Source organism: Granulicella aggregans (genome assembly GCF_025685565.1).
Lineage (GTDB): Bacteria > Acidobacteriota > Terriglobia > Terriglobales > Acidobacteriaceae > Edaphobacter > Edaphobacter aggregans_B.
Genome location: NZ_JAGSYE010000001.1, coordinates 963,085 through 986,520, shown reverse-complemented (window position 1 = coordinate 986,520; position 23,436 = coordinate 963,085). Strand labels below are relative to the sequence as shown.

Sequence of the window (23,436 nt, the reverse complement as noted above, 5' to 3'; positions counted from 1 at the left end):
CTATGCAGAGTCTGCCCATGGATCCAGTGGATCTCGCCAAATTAATTCTTTCTGAGATCGAGAACCACGTAGAGTCACGGCAGTATCTGGTTAGACGCGGTGAATTCACCCGCTGGACCTCCGACGTCAAGGACTGGCTTGATCAAAAGGGAAGAGAACTAGGCTACTACTCCATCTATACCGACGATTTAGGCACAAGCGAGTTCATGCTCGACATCGTTTGGTGGAAAAGGGGAAGCGGAGGCTCTGCGGCACTCGCTTGCGAGATAGAGTGGGGCAATACACGCGATCCGCGAAGAAATGCCGGTCGGGTCGCTGAAGACTTTGACAAATTACTCAGTTTCAAGGCTCCACTCAAATTAATGATCTTCAGCTCCGAGAAAAATTTGAAGATGCGGCAAGACACTATAAGAGAGCTGGATCGCTATTTGGCGGAGTATGGCGACCATAGAGTTGGCGAAAAGTATCTCGTGCTTGATATGACGACGAAACAAGCAGCCTGGCTCTGTGAAGTGACAGAGGAGGGGCTGGGTACCGGTCTCCGTTTGGAGCGAATCGACCTCCTCAACTAATCGGCTTTCGATGAACCGCTTTATACTCAATCCAGCACCACCCGGAGGCATCCATGGACTGGTCAGACTGCCCGCTCGTCGAAAGCGACCCTTACAAACTAGGCGGTGTTCCCATCCTCAAAGGAACCCGCATGCAAGCCGACTCCATCGTTGAGAACTACGAAGGCGGCTCGCCTATTGAAGAAATCTCCTACAACTTCTCGATTCCCGAGGAGACCATTCGCCTCGTCCTCGAATACGCGCAAGCAAAGCAGAAGACCGCTGTTCCCGCGTGAAGGTCTTCTTCGACCACAACATTCCGCGAAAGCTGCGGCGGCTGCTAAAGGGCCACTACGTCAGCATTGCCCTTGAGATGAACTGGACCACGCTACGTAACGGCGACCTGCTCCGCGCCGCCGAAGACGCCGGCTACGACGTGATGGTCACGGCGGACCAGGACCTCTCCTACCAGCAAAATCTCTCCGGCCGCCGGCTCGCTCTCGTCGTTCTCGATACCAACAACTGGAACATCCTTCAGCACAATTCCGCGCCAATCGTAAGCGCCGTCGAAGCCTCATCTCCGGGCAGCTTCCAGTTCGTTACAGTGGACCAAGCCGGAGAATAAGTCCCTGAGTCAATCTCCGGGCCAGTCACATTCTGTCGTATCCTCACATCACGCAAGTCATCGATTCCCCGTTGAGGACCCCGACGAACCTGACCGCCCCCTGAGCAACTAATGAGCGACCCCACCATCCCCAGCCCGGATCTGGACGCCTCGCCCGCGCCCCCACCCCTCCAGCTCGTCACCGTCGATCACGTCATGAAGTCCTTCGGCGACAAGACCGCCCTCAAGGACATCTCCTTCGCCGTCCCCTCCGGCCAGATCTGCGGCCTCCTCGGCCCTAACGGCGCAGGTAAGACGACCCTCTTCCGCCTGCTCATGGGCATCCTCAAACCGACCCGCGGCAGCATCCAGATCGCTGGCCTCGACGCATTCGAAGACCGCGTCGCCGTCAAGCGCCTCATCGGCTTCCTTCCCGACGAGCCCATCTTCTACTCCTACCTCTCCGGCCACGAGATCCTCTCGCTCAGCGCCGCCATGCACGGCCTCGATCCCAAAGAGACCCTCGCCCGCATCGACCCCGTCATCGCCCACCTCCGTCTCGCCGACGACATCTACGCCTACGCCGAGGACTACTCCCGCGGCATGAAGAAAAAGCTCGGCCTGCTCCTCGCCATGCTCCATCAGCCCCGCCTCCTCGTACTCGACGAGCCCACCAACGGCCTCGACGTCGAATCCACCCACCTCTTCTACGACCTCATCTCCGAAACCGCCGCCCAGGGGACGACCGTCCTCTTCTCCACCCACCTCATGGATCACGTCACCCGCCTCTGCTCCCATGCCGTCATCGTCAACGAGGGTACCGTCGTCGCCAAAGGCTCGATCGCGGAGCTTAGCGCCAGCTTCGGAGAGGCCACCCTCGAGGAGATCTTCCTCCAACTCACCGCCCGTCCGCCGCAAAGATAGTCCGGTCATGAATCCGCTCCCAGACCCCATCATGAAACCGGCCACAGATCCCGCTTCGACCTCCCCGCCCGGCTTCTGGCGGACCGTGCGCATCCTCCTCGCCGCATCGCGGGCCCGCTCCACCGGTCGGCGGCGTCGCGCGCAGCAACTCCTGCAACAGCGCTCCGGAAACTCCACCAACTGGGGAGGCCTCGGCACCTTCTTCGCGGTTCTGATCATGGTCGGCCTCAACGTCCTCGCTGCCTTCCTGGTTCACGAAGCGTCTCAACCACCTGCTCCTCCGCCACCGCACGCCCCGATCTACACCTCCAGGACAATCCCTGTCAGCCAGACTTTCCTCGACGCGGCCAATCGCGCTCTGAAAGATCGCGCAAACTTCTTCGTCCCCGCCGAGAAGGCAGTCCCCGAAGAGGCCTACTCCACCGAGTCCCAGCGCATCGCTGAGATCACCGGTAGAGAACCTGAAGAGATCGAAAGCACCCTCCGCCAGGGCCTCCACGATCGCGGCATCCAGGCCTTCACCGTCGACACCGCCCCTCCACCACAGGCCCCTGCACTCCCTCCCACGGCCCCGGAACTTCTCGCCCCCATGCTCGGCTCCATCCTGCTCCTCCTCTGGGCCGTCATGCTCATCTTCCAGGGCGAGGGCCTGGAAGTCGACCTCCAGCGCCGCCGCCACCCCATGTGGGAGTGGCTCTTCTCGCACCCCGTCCCTCCCGGCGCAGTCTTCCTCGCCGAGATCCTCTCGCCCCTCGCCGCCAACCCCATCTACTGGGGAGCGCCCCTCTTCGTCGGCTTCAGCTACGGCTTCATCTACGGCCCCGGCCTCGGTGCGCTCGCCACCATCCTCATGGGCGTTCCCATCGCCATCGCGACCGCCTGCATAGGCAAAGCCATTGAAATTGCCGTCATGCTCCGCGTCTCCCCACGCTCTCGCGGAGCGGTCATCGGCCTCATGGGATGGTTCGGCTTCACCGCCATGATGGTCTTCTTCTTCGGCCTCTCCGCCCTTCCGAAGTTCATCGCCGCCGCCCCCGAGTTTCTGCTGCGCTTCACCGCGCTTCCATGGCCCTATCTGCGCTGGTTCCTCGGCGGAACCGCCGACGGCACCTACTCGTTCTCGCTTGGCCTGCTCGTCTGTTGGGCCCTCGCAGCAGGCTCCACTGCAGCAGCCGTCGCCTTCAGCGTCTGGGGAGCGCAGCAGGGCCTCGCCGGAAACTTCGCCTCCGACTCCCGCCCCTCCACCGCCGGAAGCTCTACCTTCCGATCCGGCACAAGGCCGCTCTATCGCAAGGAACTCCTCTGGTTCCTCCGCGACCGCAGCGCCATCGTCCAGACCATCCTCGTCCCGGTCACCCTCGCCGGATTCCAGGCCTTCAACCTCCGCTTCATCGTCGGCCACGCTCAGGAGTCCTGGAACTATCTCTCCGGCGCGGCGATTCTCTTCGGCACCTACTTCCTCTGGATACTCGGCCCCAAGTCCCTCACCTCCGAAGGCAACGCCCTCTGGATCGCCATGTCCTGGCCCCAGGGCCTCGAAGCCCTGCTCAAGGCCAAGGCCTGGCTCTGGTCGCTCATCTCTTCCGTCCTCGTCGCTCTCATCCTCTGCTACGCGGTCTTCCTCTTCCCGTCCGCCTTCTGGAAGATCGCCCTCGTCGGCATCGGCTGGTTCTTCTTCAGCCGCAGCATGGCGGAAAAATCAGTAACCCTCGTCACCGTGACCTCTGACTCCGGCGAGGTCGAGAAGATCCCCGCCGGCCGCCGCTGGGCCGTGCAACTCGGCATGCTCACCTTCTCCATCGGCATCGTCACCCAGCAGTGGCACATCGCTGTCATGGGCATCGTCTACTCCTGGATCACCGCCGCAGCCATCTGGCAGAACTTCCGCGCCCGCCTGCCCTTCCTCTACGATCCCTGGTCGGAAGAGCTCCCGCCACCGCCAACGCTGATGCACGCCATGATCGCCATCAGCATCCTCGTCGAGAGCGGTGCCGTCGTCGCCGGCATTCTCCTCGGCATCTTCGGTCGCGAGAACATCGCCATCGCCCAGGCCATGGGATACTGCGTCTGCTCCGCCGCAGTGGCCTTCGGGACCGTCAACTTTCTCGACAACCGCGGCGTCTCACTCCATGAAGTCATAACCTGGCCACCCAGCCAGTCCCCGTCGCGCAACTCCACCCCCACACCGCCCCCCACAACATCCTGGTGGCGCACCCTCATCTCCACCAACACCGCCCTTGTCCCCGCCCTGCTCGCGGGAGTCGCCGGTGGCCTGCTCCTCGGCATCTTCGCCCACGGCTACATTGCCGTCCTCCACCACATCCCCGCCACCGCCGAGATCCTCCGCAAGTCCGAAGAGGAGATGGCCAGGGTCTTCGGCCTCAAGCAGTCCTACTTTGTCATGGCTGTCTTCTTCGCCCCGTTCGCCGAGGAGTACCTCTTCCGCGGTCTCCTCTTCCGCGCCCTCGACCGAGAGTGGGGAGGCTGGCGCGCCGTCCTCGGCAGCGCCGCCTTCTTCGCCATCTATCACGGTCCGCTCTCCTGGCTGCCCGTCGGCTTGCTCGGCGTCGCCAACGCCCTGCTCTTCAAGAAGACCGGCCGCCTAGCTCCCGCCGTCGTCCTGCACATGGTCTACAACGCCGTAGTCCTCTCGTAGTCGATCGACGCCAGTAGAATCGACACCACACTAGGAGATCCAATGAAATCCCTCGCAAGGCTCGCGGCAGTCGGAATAGTGTTCTTCCTTGTCCTCCAGGCCATCCGCCCCGGAATCCCCGCCCCGGCCGCCACCGCCGAGCTTCAGGCCCCGCCCGAGATCAGACACATCCTCGAAAAGGACTGCTACGCCTGCCACTCCAATGAGCGCCGCCTCGCCTGGTTCGACCAGATCGTCCCCGGCTACTGGCTCGTCCGCCACGACATCCTCACCGCCCGCGAGCACCTCAACTTCTCCACCCTCGGCACCAAGCCCGCCGCCGCCCAGCGCGCCACGCTCTTCGAAGCCGTAAACATGATCCAGCTCGGAGCCATGCCCCTCCCGCAGTTCACCGCGCTCCACCCCGACGCCAAAGTCACTCCCGAAGACCTCGCGACACTGAAGGCCTATTTAGCGCCATGGAGCACGCCGCCTGCGCCATCTTCGGCGGCAACTCCTACGTCCACCGCTCCCATTCCCCTCTCCGAAGTTCCGCCCGAATGGAACGGCCTCGCCTTCGATCCCACCTTCGAAGGCTGGAAGGTCATCGCCACCACCGACCGCGGCGACAACAACACCTTCCGCTTCATCCTCGGCAACGACATCGCCTTCAAAGCCGCCCAGTCCGGCAATATCACCCCCTGGCCCGACGGCTCACGCCTCGCCAAGATCGCCTGGCAGCAGCAGCTCGGCGCCGATGGCCTCATCCATCCCGGCAAGTTCATCCAGGTCGAGCTCATGGTCAAAGACGCCGCGAAGTATAAAGCCGTCGAAGGCTGGGGCTGGGGACGCTGGCGCGGCCTCGACCTCAAGCCCTACGGCAAAGACGCCAAGTTCGTCAACGAATGCACCACCTGCCATCTCCCCGTCAAAGGCGACGACTACGTCTACACCCTTCCCATCACCACCGCCAAAGTCGACCGTCAGGAAGCCGTCAACAACCACGCCGCCGCCCTGCCCGCCAGCCTCCCTTATCAGCCTCTAGGCTGGACACCCATCACCATGTACGTCGATCCCAAAACCCACACCACCGCGACCCTCTTCGGCAACGAGGCCGCCGTCCACTCCATTAACTCCCCCTCCGCCTCACCCACCTACCAACCCGGCTCCGTTCTCGCCCTCGTCACCTGGATCCAGCGCGAAGATCCCCACTGGTTCGGCGCCCGCATCCCCGACGCTCCACAATCAATCGAGTTCGTCACCGTTGCCGGCCCCGGCCAATCCACCTATCGTGACTTCGCCGGCAATCAGCTTACCGAAATCTCATTCAATGCCCGCATCTCCGCGAAATTCACCGCAGATATCCTCGGCCTGACACCGGCAAGTCTCCCATAGACACATCCCCAACAGAAGCGTCATCTCGACCGAAGCGACGGACAGTTTCAACGTCCGTCGCGCAGTGGAGAGACCCTCGCATTTCGCCCGCAGCCGCGCGAACTTGGGCACCCCACCCACCCCACCCATGGCTCGCATTTTGGCAATGCGTGGCATGCAGCCAAAACACCTCCCCAAAGCCGAAACACCCGCCACCCTACTGCTTCTTTTTCTCCATCGCATCCATCTTCTTCTGCACCTCGTCCAGCAGCCTCTGCGCCGCCTCCAGCTTCGCCTTCAACTCGCCCGAATCCATCTCCTTCTGCAGCTTCGCCATCGCCGCCTCGTGCCCTTTCATTCCCTTCGCGATCTCGGCGTCGATCTGCGCCTCGTTCATCACCTTCGTATTGGAGTCAAGCAGCCCCCGCACCTGCGCATCGTTCATCGCATCTCGCGCCGACTGCCACTGCAACTGCAACTCCAGATTTATATTCGACAAGTCAATATTCGGCGGATTGATCTTCAACTCCGCGATCTGCTTCTTCATCGCTGGATCATTTATCAACCGCTGCGCCTTCTCGATCTGCACCTTATCGATCTGGAGCTGCTTCATATCGAGCTTGATCACCGGCATATCCAGCCTCAGCACCGTCGCATCCGCACCGGCCCGCACATCCTGGAGCTTCTCCTCCACTGCCTGCTGCTCTTCTTCATTCGGCTCGGCCGCCTCATGGTTCACCATCGCAAACGTCTCGCCATCATGGCTCTTCCACCGATGCACATACTCCCCCGGCTCCGCCGTCAACGTCGCATGCTTACCACGAGCGATCGCCACCGGAGCCTCTGACCGCCCCACCGCTCGATCACCCACAAGCTGAGCCGAAGGCTTCACCGGCTGCGCCTGCAAAGCACCAGCCGTCTTATCGCTCCCCGCAGCCGTCACCGCAGCCGAGCTCTGCCCCGTAGCCTCCGCACCGAACGCCGGCTTCACATGGAACGTAGCCGCAACTCCCACCACCGCAGCCAAAGCCACGCCACCGCAAACCACACGCATCGTCTTCGACCGTCCCGTCATCGCCTCGCCCTCACCCGTCAGCCGCATCACTCTCTCCTCCAGCGTGTTCCTGTCGGAAAACCCCACTGCCTGCGTCCGTTCATAAGCCACCGGCCGCTCCATAATCTTCCGCGTCACCGACACCAGGCACCGCGCATACCTTTCGCCCGACTCCATCTCCCCGGCCGCCATCTCATCGCAGACCATCTCCCTCGTCTGTTGAATCCGCCTCTCCACCGCGTTCGCCACCGGATGCCAGCTCACCGGCACCATCACCGCCTCGCAAAGCAAATTCACCAGGTAATCCCTGCGCTTCACATGCGCCATCTCGTGACATATCGCCGCCCGCAACTCTTCCTCGCCATACTCCTGCGCTCCCTCAGGCAACAACAGCACCGGCCGCAACGCACCCACCACCATCGGCCCCGCGATCCTGTCCGACTCGCGGATCTCCGGAACCCCAACCCCCATCCGTTCCGCCACGTCCTGCAAGCTCCGCATCCCCGCCGCACTCAGCCCAATCTCCCGCGACTCCCGCACCAACCGCCGCGCCCGTCTCCAGGCCCCAAGCAGCCGCACCCCCGCAAACAACATCGCCGCGACATACAGCCCAATAAACCAGTGCGTAGCCCTAACGCTCATCTGCAACTGAAACGTCCGCAGCCCGGCATTCAGGCTGGAGCTCATCGCCGCCACCCGCTCCCTCACCTCCGCCGCATCTCCGCCACTTCGGACATTGCTCCCATCTACCGGAAGCAGAAGCACAGCATCGCGACGCTCCTCCCTCAACCTCACCTCGGCGACACCGTCCCGCCGCTCCACACCGCGCATCGGCAGCACCACCGCCATCGCCAGCACCGCCACCCACAGCCAGTGCTCCGTCCGCAATGCGGGCCTTGCCACCTTCACCATCACCCATGCTCCCGCGGCCAGCAGCGGAATCTGCCACGCACAGTTCGTCACGTACTCGACCACCGCCTGCTCCGTCATCGCGCCTCCTTCAACTCACTCGGCTTGGGCCCGTCCCGCTCCATCTCCGCCAGCCTCTTCGCCACCCGCTCCAGCTCTGCGGCGGAGATCTGCCGCGTATCCACCATCGCCATCAGCAGCGCCTCGCTCGACCCCCCAAACATCCGCTTCACCAGGTCGTTCAAAGCCCCGCCAAAGGCCCGCTCCCGGCTCACCACCGCCCGATACCGGAACGCCCGGCCCTCCTGCACACGCTTCACCTTCGCCTTCTTCAGCAGCACATTCAACATGGTCTGCACCGTCGTATAGGCCAGCTCGCCCTTGAGCTTCGGCTGCACCTCCGACACCGTGCACGGCCCCAGCTCCCACAACACCTGCATGATCTCCAGCTCCAGCGGAGTCAGCGTCTGGTTCGCCTTACTCTTACTCAGTGTCATTGCCCACAACCTCCTAATCCTTTCGTAGATAAGACTCCCGCCCTCACCATTTGTCAACTAAGTTTTTAGTAGATAAATGGGAATCTCGCCCGAAAAATACGTGATCTCGACCGCAGTGTTTTGCCCCCCCCAAATAGGTCATCTCGACCGAAGCATCGCAGCCTTATCGCGATGCGCAGTGGAGAGACCCCCGCATTGGCCTTTGCCGTTGCTTGTTCTCTCCCTCCCCGACCACCGCGCCGCCACAATACCCATCCACCCCACCAACTGAACAAAATTCATCCCACTCCATCGCTTCCTCATGTAGCCTCGTCCCATTCCCGCTCACGGAGAAATTCAATGCGGCATCTGCGTCCCTGGCTCTTCTGCCTTCTCGTCCTCTCTGCCTCCATCGCACACAAATCCCCGGCCCAGTCTTCCGTAAAGATGGACGAGTCCCACCGCACCACCCTCCCCGGCTCCGTCCACCCGCTCGCCCTTGCGAAGTTCGACCAGGGCCCCGTCGCCTCAGACCTCCCACTGAACCGCCTCATCCTCACCCTCGCCCGCCCCGCCGCCCGCGAGCAGGCCCTCCAGCAGTTCCTCCGCGACGCCCACTCTCCAGCGTCCCCAGGCTTCCATCAGTGGCTCACCCCCAGCCAGTTCGGCGATCGCTTCGGCGCTCTCCCGGAAGACACCGCTACCGTCACAGCGTGGCTCCACTCCCACGGCCTCACCGTCAACCGCGTCGCCCTCAACGGCACCACCGTCGAGTTCTCCGGCACCGCCGCCCAGATCACCGAAACCCTCCACACCCCCATCCACAACTTCGCCGTCCCAACCAACAGCGCCACCAAGACCTTCTACGCCAACACTCAGGCGATCTCCCTCCCCGACGCCATCCGCTCCCGCGTAGCCAGCATCGCTCCCATCAACAACCTCCAGCTCGACAGCTACGCCGCCCCCGTAGGGGCCGCCACCTGGTCACGCGAGACCCACCGCGCCACCGCTATCGCCTCTACTGAAAGTCCCGACCAGACCCTCACCTCGAACAACCAGCCCTTCTACGCCCTCGCGCCCGAGGACTTCGCCACCCAGTACAACCTCGCTCCCATCTACGCGGGAGGCACGACCGGCGCTGGCCAGACCATAGGCATCATCGGCACCAGCAACATCAACCTCGCCCTCGTCGATGCCTACCGCAAGCTCTTCAACCTCCCCGGCGACCACACCCAGGTCATCGTCGATGGCACCGACCCCGGCGACCCGCTCTCCCCCAACGTCGAAGCCTTCCTCGACGTCGAAGTCAGCGGTGCCATCGCTCCCGCCGCCACGGTAAACCTCTACATCGCCGGCACCCAGCCGCTGCAAAGCTCGCTCGAAGTCGCAGCCCTCCGCGCCGTCGAGGACAATCAGGCATCCGTCCTCAGCATCAGCTACGGGGGCTGCGAACAGCAGATCGGCACCGCCGGAAACCAGTTCTGGAACGCCCTGTGGGAGCAGGCTGCCGCCCAGGGCCAGACCGTCTTCGTCTCCAGCGGAGACACGGGCCCCACCACCTGCACCCTCGTCCAAACCAGCTCCAACGGCGGACTGAGCGCCGTCAACACGCTCTCCGTCAACGGCATCGCCTCCACCCCCTGGAACGTCGCCGTCGGCGGCACCGACTTCTACTACTCCGACTACGCCACCGGCGGCTCCAGCATCGCCACCCTTTGGAACGCCACCAACGACACCTCCAATGGCTCCCTCAAAGCCCCGCTCCCTGAGCAGCCCTGGGACAACGCCTTCGGCCTCAACGTCGTCCCCTTCAGCTACACCGAGTTCACCGTCCCCTCGGCCGCCGGCGGTGGCGGAGTAAGCAACTGCACCACCGTCACCGACTCCACCACTTCGCCGACATCCACTTGCGCCTCCGGTTACCCCAAGCCGGCCTGGCAGTCCGCAACCGGCGTCCCCAACGACCAGGCCCGCGACCTCCCCGACGTCTCTCTATTCGCCGCCAACGGCCCAAACCACACCGCCTGGACTATCTGCGCCGACCCCAACGACTGCACTCCGTCCTCGACAGGCAACTACCACGTCTTCCTCGTCGGCGGCACCTCCGCCTCGTCCCCCGCCATGGCCGGCGTCATGGCCCTGATCGATCAGAAGTACGGCCGCCAGGGACAGGCGAACTTCAACCTCTACGCCCTCGCCCGCAAAGATCCCACCCTCTTCCACGACATCACCGTCGGCACCAACGACGTCCTCTGCGAAGCGGGTCCGCTCTGCGCCAATCCCGTCGCATCGGAACCTACCTTCTTTGTCGAATCCTTCGGCCTCTACCCCGCCGGCCCCGGATACGACCTCGCCACCGGCCTCGGCTCCATCGACGCCGGCAAGCTCTTCGCCAGCTGGAACTCTGCTCCGTCCGCCGCGACCTCCACCAGCCTCCAGGTCTCGCCCACCACGTTTGTTCACGGCGCATCCGCCTCGGTCACCACCACGGTCGCGCCAACCTCCGGCTCCGCCACGCCCACCGGCAACACCGTCCTCACCTCCTCCACCGCCGCCATCCGGAATACACCGGGCACGCTTCCGCTGGTCAATGGCACCGCGACCACCTCGCTCACCACGCTCCCCGGCGGCACCTACACCCTGACCGCCGACTACAGCGGCGACGCCAACTTCGCCCCCAGCACCTCCTCGCCGGTCACCCTCACCGTCACCCCCGAAGCCAGCACCACCACCATGGGCATCATCACCTTGCTGGCACCATCGACCACCCTCCCACCCACCGTCTCTCTGGCCACCGAACCCTACGGAAGCCAGTTCTACTTCCAGGCCACCCCCTCCAGCGCCGCTAACCCAACACCCCCCGGCCCGCCTGCCAGGATCCCCACCGCCGGCACCGCCACCGGAACCATCACCTTCACTGACTCCAGCACCTCTACCTCCGCCACCGTCCCCCTGAGCGCCACCGGCGTCGCCACCTGGGCGCCCCAAAACCTCGCCGTCGGCGCACACTCCATTACCGCCGCGTACTCTGGCGACCCCAGCTTGAGCGCCTCCAACTCATCTCCGTTGGCCCTCACCGTCGTCAAGGGCGCCCCAGCCCTCTCCGGCGTACCCGAAGCCTTCGAGCAGGTAAGTTCCGGCACCGGCTTTGCCTACACCGCCGGCTCCAACCTCGTCGTTCATGTACTCCTTCGCGGCGCTGCCTTCACCACCCCACCCACCGGCAACGTCACCGTCACCCTCGGCTCCAGCACCCAGACGGTAGCTCTCGTCGCAAACGACTACCAGACCTCGAACAACGCCACTGCTTTCGTCACCTTCCCGGCCGTTCCTGCCGGAACGTACGCTCTCACCACCACCTACGCCGGCGATGCCAACTGGGCTTCTGCCTCCTACACCTATCAGAACCCGCTGACCTTCGCCGCCACCGGTGCCACGAGCACCACGACCGTTCTTACCGTCTCTCCCTCTACGGTTGATAGCTCCGGCAACATCGCCATCACCGCCACCGTCACCGATGCCGTCCCCCAGCTCGGCTTCAGCGGCGTATTCCCTGTCCAGATCCTCGCCAACGGGACGCTCCTTGGCAGTATCTCTGTAACGCCCACCTCAAACTACGCTTCGACCGGCATCCTCTCCGGGTCCGTCAACATCCCTGCTACCGAATTCCCCATCGGCTCCTTCCAGGTCGTCGGTGTCTACCTCGGCGACAACGCCGGCCAGCCGTCTACCAGCGCCGCCCTTCCTCTCACCGTCACTGCGTCCGACTTCCACCTCTCTATCGCCGCGTCAACGCTCACCGTCAAGACGGGCCAGACCGCCACCCTCCCAGTCCTGCTCTCGAGTCCCTTCACCGTCGCCGTTCCCATCACCCTAGCCTGCGCCAGCCCGTCCACCGCGATCACCTGCTCCGTCACCCCCAGCTCCTCCACCATCACTGGCACAGGGACCGCGACCCTCACCCTCAACGCGTTCATCACGACCACCACCGGCGCCCTCGCCGCTCCCACCAATCCAGCCGCACCTCCGAGCTCAGGCGGCCCGATCGTTCTTTCGCTCTCGTTCGCCTGCCTCCTCTTTCTGCGGCGAACCCGCAAGCGCCTGCCCGGAGCCTTGTTCAGCCTGCTCCTTCTAGCCGCTGCCTCCACGCTCGTCGCCTGCGGCGGCTCCTCGGGCGGAAATCCCATCACGCCACCCCCACCCACGACCACCACCACCAACGCCCCCACCGGCGCCTACACTGTAGTCGTCACCGCAACCTCAGGAGGCATCACCCACAACAACGCTGTAGCCTTCAACATCCAGTAGCGCCATAAGACCAGTTCAAGATCGGGTGCCCCAAGCATGGCTCGCACTTGGCCATGGGTGGGATCGAACCGCCCATGCCTTGTCCCCCTCACCGCAGCCTTCTATAAACCGTTGCCCTCCTTCGCCGCACCGGAGTCCGCGGCGAGCGTCCTTTGCTCGCTGGGGTGGGAAGCAAAGAACCCCGATACAGCTCAGGCCACCCAAACCGCTCGACGCTTTCCACCCCGGAATCCCCACACCCCGAAATCCTGCATCTAACCCAAGACAGCCACCCGGCAATTCATCCTCAGGAGCGAATTTTGGCCGAGACAGCCGTAGCCGAAAAACCCGCGGAGTCCAAGCCGGACGACCAGAACCACGCCAACTGGAAGCCGATCGCCAACCCCTGGCTGATCGCCGCCACCGTTGCCCTCGCTGCCTTCATGGAGGTCCTGGACACCTCCATCGCCAACGTCGCCCTGCCCCACATCGCCGGGAACCTCGGCGCGAGCACCGACCAGGGCACCTGGGTCCTCACCAGCTATCTCGTCGCCAACGCCATCATCCTGCCCTGCGGAGGCTGGGCCTCCTCGGTCGTCGGCCGCCGCAACTTCTTCATGATCTGCATCTGCATCTTCACCGTGTCGAGCTTTCTCTGCGGAATCGCCCCGACACTGCCCATCCTGCTCATCTGCCGCGTCTTCCAGGGCATCGGCGGCGGGGGCCTCCAGCCCATGGCCCAGGCCATCATGGCCGACTCCTTCGAAGAGAAGAAGCGCGGCCAGGCCTTCGCCCTCTATGGCCTCGTCGCCGTCCTCGCGCCCTCCATCGGCCCCACCATCGGCGGCTGGATCACCGACAACTACTCCTGGCGCTGGATCTTCTACATCAACATCCCGGTGGGGATTTTGGCGCTGGTTTTGACCCAGCGCTTAGTACAGGACCCGCCCTGGATCAAGCCCGACCGCAAGAACCTCCGCAACCTCGACTACATCGGCCTCGGCCTCCTCACCCTCGCCATGGCCGGCCTTCAGATCTCCCTCGACAAGGGTGAAGAGAACGACTGGTTCGCCTCCAACTTCATCCGCACCTTCGCCGCCCTCTTCGTCTTCGGCATGATCGGACTCATCTGGTGGGAGTGGAAACACAAAGCCCCCATCATGAACATCAAGCTCTTCAAGTTCAAGAACTTCGCCATCTGCTGCTTCCTCATGATGCTCGTCGGCGGAGTCCTTAACGCCGGCACCGTCCTTCAGCCCCAATTCCTGCAACAGCTCCTCGGGTACACCGCCACCAACGCCGGCATGGCGCTCACCGCCGGAGGCATCGCCCTGGTCATTGTCATGCCCGCCGCCGGCATCGCCACCGGAAAATTCGCCGCCCGCAACCTGGCCGCTGTCGGCTTCGCCTTCTTCGCCGTCGCCTACTACTACGTCTCCACCCACATCACCCTCGACATGAGCTTCGGCGAAGCCTCCCTGCTCCGCGTCATCCAGATGATTCCCATCCCCTTCTGCTTCATCTCCATCACCAACGCCGCCTACGTTGGCCTACCCAAAGAGGCCTCCAACCAGGTCTCCGGCCTCATCAACTTCGCCCGCAACATCGGCGGCAGCATCTTCATCGCCGTCACCGGAGCTCTCGTCACCAATCGCTCTTTGTTTCACCAGAACCGCCTGCAGAACCATATGCAGGCCGCCAATCCCCAGTATGTTCAGCAGTCCCACTCGCTAGGTATCTTCTTTGGCGGAGGCGCGGACGGCATGAATATGGCCCACGCCACCATCTACCAGCAACTCCAGCAGCAGGCCGCAGCCATGGGCTACATGGACGTCTACCGCATGCTCTGCTGGATGTCCTGCATCATGGTCCTCTGCGCCTTTCTGCTCAGCAAGAACCGCCCCGGCCAGGGAGCCCCCGAAGGCGCAGTCCACTAAACGACGTCGCCCCGCGCCAACCCGTACAAGCGTGCCGAAATCCCAGGGATCGGTTAAGGGTCGTGCCCTTAACCGATCCCTTCGCACACCGCAAGCCCACACGACGTAGACAGACCGTCCCTCAAGCCAGTTTCACAAATTCAAGCGCCACCGAGTTCATACAGTAGCGCAGCCCGGTCGGCTTCGGGCCGTCGTCAAAGACGTGCCCGAGGTGGGCGTCGCACCGCGGGCACGAGACCGCCGTGCGCAGCATGCCGAAGGAACCGTCCGTGCTCTCCTTCACATTCTGCTTGGCGATCGCCTGCCAGAAACTAGGCCACCCGGTTCCGGATTCAAACTTCGTCTCCGAGCTGAAGTTCGCCGTCCCGCAGCAGATGCACTGATAGATGCCCTTGGCGTGGTTGTCCCAGTACTTCCCGCTATAGGCGCGCTCCGTGCCTGCATGCCGGGTCACGTTGTACGCGTCAGCGTCGAGCTGCTGCTTCCAATCGGCATCCGGCTTGACGATCGTCTGGACGGTCACGACCCCCACGCGTTCTCCCGCCGGCGAGAACTGAACGATCTGGATGTCCTTTGGAGTAGCGGCATTCGCCTCCACAGGCTGGGCCGCGTACCGCGAGTGGAGGATGACGCCAACGATCGCCGCCGCGCTAGCGCCGAGAAAGGCCCGCCGAGGCCAGACGCCTGTTTCTTCTTTCTGATACGGATCTTCCGCTGCCATGATCTCCTCCTGCGGCCGATTGAAGGTACTGCGATACTCCCTCGAAGGGCTAGCCAATCAGACGCCCTGCTTCCATAAAACGTTACAGAACAACTCCCCGGATTGGAGAACAGACCGGAGAGCGGATCGGAGAACAGTCTGGAGAGCAGATCGAGAGCGGCTGGGGTGGTGCCGCCTGCCATACGGTCGAGGCGATGCGAAAGTGTTGAAAAGCTGGAACTTCTCGAAATACCCGGTCTTGCTTGAAACTTGCCGGAATTCCCTGTTCTGCTTAAGGGCACGGCTTCAGCCGTGCCATATCCAAATCTCTTCGCATGGCGGCTTTAGCCGCTGAGGTACGCTTCTGTCTCTGAGCCGGCACTCCCTCGACGGAAGCACGTATGGCATATCCTCGAAGCATCGCCGAAATCCGGCGAGAGGGTTCCAATGTCGTATGCGTTGAAGGGCAAGTGGGCGATAGTGCTAGCGGCGTTGGCCGGCGTGGCCGCCTCAGGAGCAGGCGCGCAGGATCCGCTCACGACCCTGCCGAAGAACTATCAGAAGATCTTTGAGAACGAGAACGTCACCGCGATTCGCGCCCACTACGGCGGCCACGAGAAGATCCCTGTGCACGACCATCCTGCCGTGGCAACGGTCTTTGTCTACCTGAACACCTCAGGGCAGGTCCGCATCGATCATGCCGAGGCGACCGGCAAGGTCGTCCCGGCAGTGCGGCCTCCAACAGTGTTGGGCTCATACCGCGTCGCAGCGGGGCTGGCCGAGCGTCACAGCATCGAGAACCTCGGCGATGCCGACTCGGACTTCCTGCGTGTCGAGCTGAAGCGCGCCAATCTCAATCTGCCCGAGCCCTTTCGCGGCAAAGCTACCGCCAGCCTTACGCAGAGTGAAGACGTCATCGAGTTTTCGAATCCCGCGGTAGACGTCGAGCGCATCGTCTGCGCCGGCCCAACCCCCTGCCCGGTAAAAGCGAATGCGGCCGGCTCCCTGCTGATCGCTCTGTCGCCGCTCGATATTGAGCTCTCCACCGGCGAGAGCATGGCCACCGGAGAAGTGAGATGGCTTGCCCCCGGCGAGAAGGCCCGCATTGGAGCGCAGGGAGCGGGGACGGCTCATGTCTTACGGATTCTGCTGCCTGCTGTCGCGAAGTAATCCGGCTGGCGCTGATGCCCGACGTCCAGGCTCAATCCCGCTCCGGCACCGGATCGAACCCACCCTTAGCAAACGGATGACACCTCCCCAACCGCTTCACCGCCAGCCACGACCCCCGCCACACCCCGAACCGGTGCAGCGCCACATACGCATACTCCGAACACGTCGGCAGATACAAACACTGCGTCGGGCTCACCGCATGAGCCACCGGCGACAGCACCCGCTTGTACACAAAGAAGACCGCCCGCAACAGCGCCCCATCGCGTTCCACCGATTCACCCACAGGCGATCACGCCGCCGGAGGCATCCGCGCCGCCAGCTTCTGAATCGTCTTGAACACCGTCCCCACCTCGCGCTCCAACTGCGCAAACTCCAGGTCGATCACCGACCGCCGCGGATGCAGCACCACGTCCACCGGCGTCGTCAGCGCCCCGAGGTTCTTCCGCACCGCCTCCCGCATCCGCCGCTTGATGCGGTTCCGGTCGACCGCCTTGCCCATCACCTTGCCCACCGTCAGCCCCACCCGCGCCCCCGTCGCGCCGTCAGGGTCGCCAGCAATCTCCAGTGCCGTCCGCAGCGTAAAAAAATAGCTCATCTGCTTGGAGAACTGCTTGCGGCTCGCCTTATAAACCCGCTGGTAGTCGGCATGTTTCCGAAGGCGAAAGATCAAATGGGCCATGACACAAGCCTAAAGCGCCCGACCTACGCCTGTATACCCGGCGGCCTTAGGCAACGGACAGCATCCGCCTGATCTCTTTGTCATTCCCGAAGGGAATCTGCGTCTACCTTACCCGCCGACCGCTACGTGAGCGAAAGCGGCTCATCTTCCAAATGCCCGGCATGCAACGAGATCGTCTGCATCTCGTCCCCCAGCATTGTGGCGATCAGGACACAGTCTCGTCCATTCTCGGGGTCCTGAGCTTTGAAGTGCCAGGGTATGACGTACGTTTCAGCGCGTTCGATGTGTGTAGGCTTGTCCACGGATTCCTCCTAAACGCGTGCCAGGTTCTCCTTTGACAATGCCCTACATCGGCGCAAGGAACAATACGGCAAGAGTGTCACCCGCTAACACCCCCGTCGCATGAAAACTCCCACGCCGTCGGCTTCGACTAATCGTACTCAGCGCCCCACTGCGAATCATCCTCAGCCAACAGACGAAGGGCATTCGAACGCCTCTCCAGTAGAGATGCAAGCTCAGGGTCAGGTTCCGCTGGCCCGAGACGTATGTGGGGATGCGGCACCCCCTTGCTCATGGACTCCGCGACATCCTTCCATGTATCCGCAAAGGCAAGCATCGCCTCTCGAGGATGCTTGATGGTCGCGGCGGAAAGGTAGTCTGTCGGAAGGTCGCCGCTGATCGCCCACCACCCCACATAGCCAGGCACCCTCAGACTCTCGATGGCCCAGATCGAGACGTAAGGTACAACATGCCACGCCGGCCACAAACCAACCTCGCCATATTCGACGCCTTCTCTGGCAAGGTACTCCGTAACTGCCCGGCGACGGTCGCCGCACCAATCTTCTTCAACCGTCGGATCGTCCCAGTCCAACTCGTCCATAAGAGATTATCGCTGGCAATACGTCTCTACCGGTGCTTCACCCGTATCTGCATACCCGCAAGCAAACACATAGCACCCACCGGCAGCATCACCAGCTTCGAAGCGATCAACGCTGTCTGCAACGGCTCCTCAAAGTGAAGAAACAGCATCACCGGAAACCCGCCCGCAAACAGCAACAGGAAACCCACAGCCTGCAACATGATTTGAAGACAGCGAAGGCCCATAGCAGCACCTCACGCGCCCAGCGGCGACGGCTCCGCCAAACGACAGCGTAACGCTATGCCTGTTCTGCCACGCCTCGCAAGCATAAACGGAGACTCATTTCACGAGCACCCCGAATCGAAACCTGCCCTACTCCACTTCCGCCCCATAGCGAGTCCGCCCGACGATCGGCAACGGATTCCCCAGCGCGTACGCCGTGCAGCTCTTGCAGATATACGGCCCCGGAGCTCCCGGATGCTTCTCGATCCCCACAATCGCGCGCATCCGCTCATCTTCCTCGCGCTTCAGCGGAGTCCAGTCGTGGCGGCACGAAAGCAACGGCCCCAGCCGCTCATACAGACGCACCACTGCCGCCTCGATCCCATCCTCCTGGATGTGCTCGACGAGATGAAAGAACGACAGCGGAGTCAGGTCCGCAATCACAAACCGCTTGCCCACATTGAACGCAATACCCCGGTACTCGACCGTGTTGACAAAGCCCAGCGCGCGCTTCGACACGCGTTCCAACTCAGCCACCGTCCGCTCGAGCTTTTCGAGATGTTCGCGAAGATCGTCTTCCATACTCCGATGCTAAACGCACCCAAGCCTCCGCGAATCACACAACAGGTGTAGACCAGTCACCGCCGCGCACTTTCGAGGTTACGAATAACCCAATCCGCGTAAATTTCCCATGAACCTCGTGCCGACAAGCAGCACTCGCCGATAATGGCCTCCTCAAAGAGTCCGTCATCTCGACCGAAGCGTTGAGTCCGACAGCGCTTCGTAAAAGGCCCCTCCCCAAAGAGAATCGTCATCTCGACCGAAGCGGCGGACAGCTTCACCGTCCGTCGCGCAGTGGAGAGCCCCCGCATTTGTATTTGCCCTTGCTCTTGTTCTTGTTCTTGCTCTTGCTCTTGCCGTCATCCTGAGCGAGGTCTCTCGCAGCCTTATCTCGAGAGACGGAGTCGAAGGACCCGCCACGCCTCTCGAATCACCGCGACCGCTAGCAGCTTTCAAACACCAGTCACCGCGCTTCACCACACCCGCCCGCTACACTGAACCCACCCCATGTCGAAGCTCGAACTCATCAGCCTCATGGTCACCACCGCAGCCGTCTTCGGCTGGGTAAGCCGCCGCTGGCTCAAGCTCCCGATCACCATCGGGACCATGCTGCTCACCGTCATCGCCTCGCTCATCCTGCTCGCCATCAGCGCAGGCCATCCCGCCGTCCACACCTGGGCCATGGGCCTCGTCGGTGCCATCGACTTCGAAAACCTCATCCTCCACGGCATGCTCCCCCTGCTGCTCTTCGCCGGATCGTTCCTGCTCGACCTCGAAGCCCTTGGCCGCGAAAAGCTCCTCGTCACCCTGCTCTCGCTTCCCGGGACCCTCCTCGCCGCCGCAGCCAGCGCCGGCCTCATGTGGCTTCTGCTCCCCGCCATCGGCCTCCACACCACATGGCTCGCCTGCCTCTTCTTCGGCGCCCTCATCTCTCCCACCGACCCCATCGCCGTCCTCGAACTCCTCCGCCGCGTCGGCGTCCCTCGCAACATCCAGGCCCAGCTCGCCGGCGAGTCCCTCTTCAACGACGGCGTCGGCGCCGTCCTCTTCATCGCCCTCCTCGAAGCCTCACGCGGCACCCAGCCCACCTTCGTCGATGTCGCCGGCTTCCTCATCCTCAAGGCCGGCGGCGGCCTTCTCCTCGGCATCGCCCTCGCCTTCATCGCATCGAGCCTGATGCGTGCTGTCGACGCCTACCAGGTCGAGATCCTCATGACCATCGCCCTTGCCCTCGGTGGCTACGCCCTCGCCGAGCGCCTCTCCATCTCCGCTCCTCTCGAAGCCGTCGCCGCCGGCATCGCCCTCCGCCGCTTCAACCTCACCCACCGCCACGCCGAGATCGCCCACGAAAGCCTCGACCGCTTCTGGGAGGTCATCGACGAGGTCCAGAACGCCGTCCTCTTCGTCCTTCTCGGCCTCATGATCCTGGCCATCCCCTTCAGCGGCCTCGCCCTCCGTTCAGGCGGCCTCGCCATCGTCGTCGTCACCCTCGTCCGCTTCGCTACCGTCGCCCTCATCGTCGGCATCATGCGTACCATCGAGCCCGGCTACCTCAGCTCCATCCGCACCTTAAGTTGGGGCGGCCTGCGCGGCGGCCTCTCGCTCGCACTCGCCCTCGCCGTCCCGCTCCAGCAGGGACGCAGCTGGATCCTCGTCGCCACCTACTCCGTCGTCCTCTTCTCGATCGTCGTGCAGGGCGGATCGATGGACCTGGTGGTCGGCAAGCTCAAGATCAAGCGCCCCAGGATCAAGGACAAGGAGGCCGCATGAGCCATCCACTCTCCGTAGCTCTCCTCCGCGGCATCAACGTCGGAGGCAAGAACATCCTCCCCATGAAATCCCTCGCGGAGCTCTTCCGCCAGTCCGGCGCAGAAGACATCAAGACCTACATCCAGAGCGGCAACGTAGTCTTCCGCGCCGCCCATCCAGACAAAGTAGCCGCAAAAGTACGCGCCCAGATCGGCGAGCAGTTCAGCCTGAAAGTTCCTGTAGTCATCCGCTCCGCCGCCGAGATCACAACCACCATCACCACCAATCCCTATCTGCAATCGGGCATCGACCCATCCTGGCTCCATGTCATGTTCCTGGCCGGCGTTCCCTCAGCCGGGCAGATCGCCAAACTCGATCCCACTCGTTCCGCCCCCGACGAGTTCGCCCTCATCGGTCGCGACCTCTATCTCCATCTCCCCAACGGGGCCGCAAAGACCAGGCTAACCGCCACCTGGTTCGACTCCACCCTGAAGACCACCGGCACCCAACGCAACTGGCGCACCGTCCTCACGCTCAGCGACATGATGGCGGTGTAATCGACCGGGCACGCAAGGTGCTTGTCCTGAATAGCGGATAGCGGATAGCGGATAGCGGATAGCGGATAGCAAAAAGATACGTCATCTCGACCGGAGCGAAGCGAAGTGGAGAGAGACCCCCGCATTTCGCCTTTGCCTTTGCTCTTCATTCCCCGCAATCCACTCCGGGTGCCCCATCCATCGCGCCTCTGTCTCTCGCGATGGGTGGGACGTAAACCGCCCAATCGTGAACCGTGTCCACCAACCCCTCAAGCCAGCAGCAACACCTTCCCAATCCCACCCTTCTCCGCCGCCACCTGCCCATCGGCAGCCTCGGCCAGCGGCAACATCCTGTCGATCGGGATCTTGTACCTTCCCGCCACAACCTCCGCCGCCATCTCCGCCAGCTTTACCGGATCGGGCACCGCCATCACCGGAACGATCTTCACCGTTGGGTGCAGCTTCGCTCCCGGGGGCGGCCCCACTACCGAAGCGAACACCCCACCCTGCTTCACCTTCCCCAGCAGCATCTCTCCCGTCTCGCCCCCAACCGTATCGGCGACCGCATCCATGAATCCCACCTTCGCCATCGCCTCCTTATCATCGAGCGCGACCACCTCGTCCGCTCCCAGCTCCTTCGCCGCATCCAACTGCGACTTCTTGACTCCCGCGATCACCGTCGCCCCGGCCTTCTTCGCCGTAAAGATCGCCGCCCTGCCCACGCTTCCCATTGCGCCCGAGATTAGCACCGTCTCACCCTGCTTGATGCCCGTCCCACGCGAGATCAGCTGCTCCCCCGTCAGCGACACCAGCGGAAGCGCCGCCGCCTCCACCAGGTCCAGCCCCTCCGGAACCAGCGTCAACTCGTCAGCCTTCACCACCGTCAACTCCGCATAGGTCGCATGAGCCAGCGCCATCACCCTCTGCGCCGGAGCGAATCCCGTAACTCCTTCGCCCACCTCACGCACCAGACCCGAGACATCGCGGCCCAGTATCCCAGGGAAGGCCACCGGAAACCGTTCCTTCGCCGCACCCGAGCGCATCTTGTAGTCCACCGGATTCACGCTGCTCGCGGCGACTCGAACCAGCACCTCACCTGGTCCCGGCTTGGGATCTTCAAAGTCTTCATACTTCAGCTTCGACGGTCCACCGTACTCATGCAAAACCACAGCCTTCATAACGCACCTCACCTCCTGAGATGCGCCACCACCCAGCCAAGCGGTCTGGATCCCAACTCCCCCAGCCGGGTGCCCCATCCATCGCGCCTTTGTCTCAAGCGATGGGTGGGACATTCGCGGCGGTAGCCGCGAACTACTCTCTAGCAATCCGCACTGGTCTCGCTCAAGGGCACGGCTTCAGCCGCTGAGGTATGGTGTTCTTCTATCTCCGCCTTTTCAGCCCGAACCGCATGCGGTTCGTCACCAAACGCAGAAAGGCCACCGCTCTAAAACAAGAGCGGTGGCCGCTGCACTACAAATGCGGAGATGTCCTTACTGAAACGGAAAAACTAGTCGCGGAAGCCGGCGCTGACGGCGATCTTGTGGCGGCCCTTCGCACGGCGGCGGCTGAGCACTGCGGCTCCAGCCTTGGTCTTCATGCGGGTAAGGAAGCCGTGGGTCTTGGCGCGGTGGCGGCGGTTAGGCTGAAAAGTACGCTTTGGCATGGAACTCTCTACTCCTGTGCAGGGTCTTCCTGGAAACGAATCAAGCCGGAATCAAAAACTCTTGAGTTTTGGACTTGTTCGAGGCTGGCGTGATGGTAGACACCGGCTGTCCGGAAGGACGCTACCTGCTCGAAACTGTGGGCGTTAGCCGCAGATTCAAAGTATATCCCAGAGCCGCCACTTTCACAACCAACTCCCTCTTCGCTTTGTCATTCCCGAAGGGAATCTGCGTTTGCCTCTTGCCCGCAATAAGGGACCCATCCCATCGAGCATCGCACCCTCCACGATTCTCACCTCCAGCCAGGCAACGCGATCCTGACTCCACCACGCGTATCACAAGGCGCGTAAGAAAGGGACACCGAAGGGACCCATCCCCGGTAGATTTTTCCCTTTTTTTTGCTCTCCCCGCCTCGCAGATTTCGCCCATGCGCCGCCTTTCCCGATACCTTCACAAGGAATGGTGCAACTTCATTTTAATGCTGCATTCACGCGAAAATCGTCCTTCACATCGTGCTACTATCGAACCCGCTCATGTAGATGTTTCGC

Annotated in this window: 22 protein-coding genes; 11 read left to right on the top strand and 11 right to left on the bottom strand. The window is 62.8% G+C overall.

Annotated features, from left to right (window positions below; genetic code table 11):
* Positions 1 to 2 precede the first annotated feature (2 nt).
* The 6 genes from OHL18_RS04095 to OHL18_RS04070 all read left to right on the top strand — a co-directional run bounded on the left by OHL18_RS04095 (position 3) and on the right by OHL18_RS04070 (position 6,109).
* Complete coding sequence (locus OHL18_RS04095; RefSeq protein WP_263373556.1) at positions 3 to 572, top strand: polysaccharide deacetylase family protein; 570 nt, start codon at positions 3 to 5, stop codon at positions 570 to 572.
* A 53-nt stretch (positions 573 to 625) separates the two neighbouring features.
* Positions 626 to 847, top strand: coding sequence for a DUF433 domain-containing protein (locus OHL18_RS04090; protein ID WP_263373555.1), 222 nt, complete (start codon positions 626 to 628; stop codon positions 845 to 847).
* The gene (locus OHL18_RS04085; protein ID WP_263373554.1) at positions 844 to 1,176 is read left to right on the top strand and encodes a DUF5615 family PIN-like protein; all 333 of its coding nucleotides are present in this window, start codon (positions 844 to 846) and stop codon (positions 1,174 to 1,176) included. Before OHL18_RS04090 ends, OHL18_RS04085 begins: the two co-directional genes overlap by 4 nt.
* A gap of 111 nt (positions 1,177 to 1,287) precedes the next feature.
* A complete protein-coding gene (locus OHL18_RS04080) occupies positions 1,288 to 2,079 on the top strand; it encodes an ABC transporter ATP-binding protein (protein ID WP_263373553.1) in 792 nt (263 codons plus the stop codon).
* Positions 2,080 to 2,086: 7 nt separating this feature from the next.
* Positions 2,087 to 4,735, top strand: coding sequence for a CPBP family intramembrane glutamic endopeptidase (locus tag OHL18_RS04075; RefSeq protein ID WP_263373552.1), 2,649 nt, complete (start codon positions 2,087 to 2,089; stop codon positions 4,733 to 4,735).
* Positions 4,736 to 4,777: 42 nt separating this feature from the next.
* Entirely contained in the window at positions 4,778 to 6,109 is a 1,332-nt protein-coding gene (locus tag OHL18_RS04070; RefSeq protein WP_263373551.1) for a cytochrome P460 family protein, read from the top strand.
* Between the two features lie 196 nt (positions 6,110 to 6,305).
* On the opposite strand, the gene OHL18_RS04065 is transcribed toward OHL18_RS04070, so the two are convergent.
* Positions 6,306 to 8,132 carry a M56 family metallopeptidase gene (locus tag OHL18_RS04065; RefSeq protein WP_263373550.1) on the bottom strand — a complete coding sequence of 609 codons (1,827 nt, stop codon included), beginning with the start codon at positions 8,130 to 8,132 and terminating at the stop codon, positions 6,306 to 6,308.
* A complete protein-coding gene (locus OHL18_RS04060) occupies positions 8,129 to 8,548 on the bottom strand; it encodes a BlaI/MecI/CopY family transcriptional regulator (protein WP_263373549.1) in 420 nt (139 codons plus the stop codon). Before OHL18_RS04060 ends, OHL18_RS04065 begins: the two co-directional genes overlap by 4 nt.
* A 339-nt stretch (positions 8,549 to 8,887) precedes the next feature.
* On the opposite strand from OHL18_RS04060, the gene OHL18_RS04055 reads away from it, so the two are divergent.
* Both OHL18_RS04055 and OHL18_RS04050 read left to right on the top strand, forming a co-directional pair.
* Complete coding sequence (locus OHL18_RS04055; protein ID WP_263373548.1) at positions 8,888 to 12,835, top strand: Ig-like domain repeat protein; 3,948 nt, start codon at positions 8,888 to 8,890, stop codon at positions 12,833 to 12,835.
* A gap of 299 nt (positions 12,836 to 13,134) precedes the next feature.
* Positions 13,135 to 14,751: a DHA2 family efflux MFS transporter permease subunit gene (locus tag OHL18_RS04050; protein WP_263373547.1), complete on the top strand. Its 1,617-nt coding sequence runs from the start codon at positions 13,135 to 13,137 to the stop codon at positions 14,749 to 14,751.
* 121 nt (positions 14,752 to 14,872) lie between these two features.
* On the opposite strand, the gene msrB is transcribed toward OHL18_RS04050, so the two are convergent.
* Complete coding sequence (gene msrB / locus OHL18_RS04045; RefSeq protein ID WP_263373546.1) at positions 14,873 to 15,472, bottom strand: peptide-methionine (R)-S-oxide reductase MsrB; 600 nt, start codon at positions 15,470 to 15,472, stop codon at positions 14,873 to 14,875.
* A gap of 426 nt (positions 15,473 to 15,898) precedes the next feature.
* On the opposite strand from msrB, the gene OHL18_RS04040 reads away from it, so the two are divergent.
* Entirely contained in the window at positions 15,899 to 16,621 is a 723-nt protein-coding gene (locus tag OHL18_RS04040) for a hypothetical protein (protein ID WP_263373545.1), read from the top strand.
* 31 nt (positions 16,622 to 16,652) lie between these two features.
* Here OHL18_RS04040 and yidD read toward each other — a convergent pair whose 3' ends face one another.
* The 6 genes from yidD to OHL18_RS04010 all read right to left on the bottom strand — a co-directional run bounded on the left by yidD (position 16,653) and on the right by OHL18_RS04010 (position 18,963).
* Positions 16,653 to 16,904: a membrane protein insertion efficiency factor YidD gene (yidD, locus tag OHL18_RS04035; protein ID WP_263373544.1), complete on the bottom strand. Its 252-nt coding sequence runs from the start codon at positions 16,902 to 16,904 to the stop codon at positions 16,653 to 16,655.
* Positions 16,905 to 16,910: 6 nt separating this feature from the next.
* A complete protein-coding gene (rnpA, locus tag OHL18_RS04030) occupies positions 16,911 to 17,300 on the bottom strand; it encodes a ribonuclease P protein component (protein WP_263373543.1) in 390 nt (129 codons plus the stop codon).
* Positions 17,301 to 17,422: 122 nt separating this feature from the next.
* A complete protein-coding gene (locus tag OHL18_RS04025) occupies positions 17,423 to 17,602 on the bottom strand; it encodes a hypothetical protein (protein ID WP_263373542.1) in 180 nt (59 codons plus the stop codon).
* Positions 17,603 to 17,730: 128 nt separating this feature from the next.
* Positions 17,731 to 18,180 carry a DUF4826 family protein gene (locus tag OHL18_RS04020; protein WP_263373541.1) on the bottom strand — a complete coding sequence of 150 codons (450 nt, stop codon included), beginning with the start codon at positions 18,178 to 18,180 and terminating at the stop codon, positions 17,731 to 17,733.
* A gap of 26 nt (positions 18,181 to 18,206) precedes the next feature.
* Positions 18,207 to 18,404: a hypothetical protein gene (locus tag OHL18_RS04015; protein WP_263373540.1), complete on the bottom strand. Its 198-nt coding sequence runs from the start codon at positions 18,402 to 18,404 to the stop codon at positions 18,207 to 18,209.
* Positions 18,405 to 18,531: 127 nt separating this feature from the next.
* Positions 18,532 to 18,963 carry a hypothetical protein gene (locus OHL18_RS04010; protein ID WP_263373539.1) on the bottom strand — a complete coding sequence of 144 codons (432 nt, stop codon included), beginning with the start codon at positions 18,961 to 18,963 and terminating at the stop codon, positions 18,532 to 18,534.
* Between the two features lie 486 nt (positions 18,964 to 19,449).
* Between OHL18_RS04010 and OHL18_RS04005 the strand changes: the two genes are divergently transcribed.
* Positions 19,450 to 20,712 carry a cation:proton antiporter gene (locus OHL18_RS04005; RefSeq protein WP_263373538.1) on the top strand — a complete coding sequence of 421 codons (1,263 nt, stop codon included), beginning with the start codon at positions 19,450 to 19,452 and terminating at the stop codon, positions 20,710 to 20,712.
* Positions 20,709 to 21,248, top strand: a complete 540-nt coding sequence (locus OHL18_RS04000; RefSeq protein WP_263373537.1) for a DUF1697 domain-containing protein — start codon at positions 20,709 to 20,711, stop codon at positions 21,246 to 21,248. The genes OHL18_RS04005 and OHL18_RS04000 overlap by 4 nt, the downstream gene beginning before the upstream one ends.
* 248 nt (positions 21,249 to 21,496) lie before the next feature.
* Here the strand turns inward: OHL18_RS04000 and OHL18_RS03995 are convergent, their stop codons facing one another.
* Together OHL18_RS03995 and rpmH are read right to left on the bottom strand one after the other, a co-directional pair.
* Positions 21,497 to 22,405, bottom strand: coding sequence for an NADP-dependent oxidoreductase (locus OHL18_RS03995; RefSeq protein WP_263373536.1), 909 nt, complete (start codon positions 22,403 to 22,405; stop codon positions 21,497 to 21,499).
* A gap of 329 nt (positions 22,406 to 22,734) precedes the next feature.
* Complete coding sequence (gene rpmH / locus OHL18_RS03990) at positions 22,735 to 22,890, bottom strand: 50S ribosomal protein L34 (protein WP_089836647.1); 156 nt, start codon at positions 22,888 to 22,890, stop codon at positions 22,735 to 22,737.
* Positions 22,891 to 23,436 lie beyond the last annotated feature (546 nt).